The sequence below is a fragment of the Burkholderia sp. BCC0322 genome (assembly GCF_902833045.1).
Lineage (GTDB): Bacteria > Pseudomonadota > Gammaproteobacteria > Burkholderiales > Burkholderiaceae > Burkholderia.
The window spans coordinates 1-2089 of sequence record NZ_CADFDU010000042.1; the positions used below are offsets into that span (position 1 = coordinate 1).

The window sequence follows — 2089 nt, forward strand, 5'->3', positions numbered from 1 at the left end:
CACGCGCGAGCAGGCACGCCTGGCGATCAGCGAATACATCGAAATCTTCTACAACCGGCAACGTACGCAGGCGCGTCTGAACTACCAATCGCCTGTCGCGTTCACGCAGCGTTTCTATCTGAATCAGATCGCTGCTTAACTCTTTGGCCTCCACGAATTCCGTCTGACCTCACATGTCCGGGCGCCAGAACCGGGACAGGCCAAGACATGGCTGCTTCATGGCCAGAATAGTCGGGGTTGGTACGGTGCGGTGGCGCTTCGGCGTCTTGTTACCAGCCGGAAGGGTCAATTCAGGTGGCGTAGCCCATCGGAGAATCCGTACATTCTGCGCGATAAGACACGCAGTACCATCGAGTCGCGTTATCCCGATGTCGCCTTTGCTATGAGCAACGCTTGAACGGAGAGCCGGATGCGCTGAGAGGTGCAAGTCCGGTTCGAGGAGGAGAGGCCGGGAGATAGCTCGACTACGCCCGGTCTCTTACTCCACTTTCGACGTGGCAGGGCTGGCTGTATGTGGCCTTCGTGATCGACGTGTTCGCTCGCCGTATTGTCGGCTGGCGCGTCAGCACCTCGATGACCGCGGACTTCGTTCTGGATGCACTTGAACAGGCGCTTTACGTGCGACGCCCGGGAGACGACGGAACCTTGATACACCATTCGGTCAGAGGGTCCCAATGCCGGCAACGAAGCCCCGACGCGTCAGCAGCGCGGCGCAAATTTCTGTGGTTCATCCGAACGCGGCCGCGATCGACATCGGTGCGCAGTTTCATGTGGTCGCGGTCGGCGATGAACGTGACCCCGAACCCGTGCGTTCATTCCGTAGTTTCACGAAAGAGCTTCACGAGCTTTCCGACTGGCTCAAGCAGGTCGGGATTCACACGGTGGCGATGGAATCGACAGGCGTCTACTGGATTCCGGTGTTCGAGATCTTGGAGGCGCGCGTTTCAGATCGAGTCCCGGCTAATACATTTTATGACCCAACTGACCGACCATTTCACGCTTGCCGAACTCATCCACAGCCAAATCGCCGTCAGGCGCGGCCTCGATAACCGCGCCCCGGAAGCGATTGTGGCCAATCTGAAACGTACCGCGTGCGCCCTCGAAGCGGTGCGTGCACTGCTCGGACAACGGCCTATTCTGGTGAGCTCCGGCTATCGCTCGCCGGAACTGAACCACTTTATAGGGGGGGCGACCAACAGCGCCCATCTGCTGGGGCTGGCTGCTGACTTTATCTGTCCGAGTTTCGGCTCGCCGCTGGCAATTTGCCACGAGATCGCAGCTTCCGGTTTGTCGTTCGAGCAGCTGATTCATGAGGGTGCCTGGGTGCACCTGGCGATTCCGTCAGCTGGCAGGTCGCCGCGATGCCAGGTGTTAACGGCACATTTCGGTAACGGTCCGGCCCGCTACACTGCGGGGCTCGCGCTGCGATGAACAAACCCTGTAGCATGCGTGCCGCGCTTGTGTTTCGCCGGCGCCGCCCCGAAAGGCTGCAGTGTCAAACGCATTTGAAATCTGAGCCCACTGGGGATGCGGACAAAATCTTGGACTACTTTGGAGGTAGTCCATGACCCTGTCTCGATTCCACGTACAGCAAGAAGTTTGATAACTTTTTGACTGTATGGAGAACAGAATGGCAGAGAACGTGGTGCCGAGAAGGCAATACACGCAGGAATTCAAGGTGGAGGCGGTGCGCTTGTCGGAGAGCGTCGGTCAGCATGAGGCCGCTCGCAGGCTGGGTGTACCGGTGGCGACACTGGGCAACTGGTGCCGAGACCAGCGCAAAGGCAATGCTGAAGCGGCGACGGGGCCGTTACCCAGCACGCCGAGTTCCAGTCGTCGACCGGTCAGCGATCTGGAGGCCGAGGTCAGCAGGTTGCGCAAGGAGTTGGCCAGCGCGAAGCTCGACATCGAAATCCTCCGAAAGGCAACGGCGTACTTCGCGAAGGGGTCGCGGTGAGGTACGCCTGGATCGACTCACACCGCGACCAGTACAGCGTGAGCCGGCTGTGCCGGGTGTTGGCCGTCTCGCGCAGCGGGTATTGCCAGTGGCGGGCTCGCCCGCCCAGCGTCAGGGCGCAGGCCAACCAGG

General features: G+C 60.2%; 2 protein-coding genes and 2 pseudogenes. All 4 read left to right on the plus strand.

The annotated features are described in order from the left end of the window. On the plus strand, nt 1-139 hold a 139-nt coding region (locus HWX39_RS35750; RefSeq protein WP_175972146.1), incomplete at its 5' end, for an IS3 family transposase. 347 nt (nt 140-486) lie between these two features. Next, a pseudogene (locus HWX39_RS35755) lies at nt 487-684 on the plus strand (DDE-type integrase/transposase/recombinase); the annotation flags it as partial. 288 nt (nt 685-972) lie between these two features. Continuing rightward, the gene (locus HWX39_RS35760; RefSeq protein ID WP_175972147.1) at nt 973-1431 is read left to right on the plus strand and encodes a D-Ala-D-Ala carboxypeptidase family metallohydrolase; all 459 of its coding nucleotides are present in this window, start codon (nt 973-975) and stop codon (nt 1429-1431) included. A gap of 187 nt (nt 1432-1618) precedes the next feature. After that, nucleotides 1619-2089, plus strand: a pseudogene (locus tag HWX39_RS35765) (transposase); the annotation flags it as partial.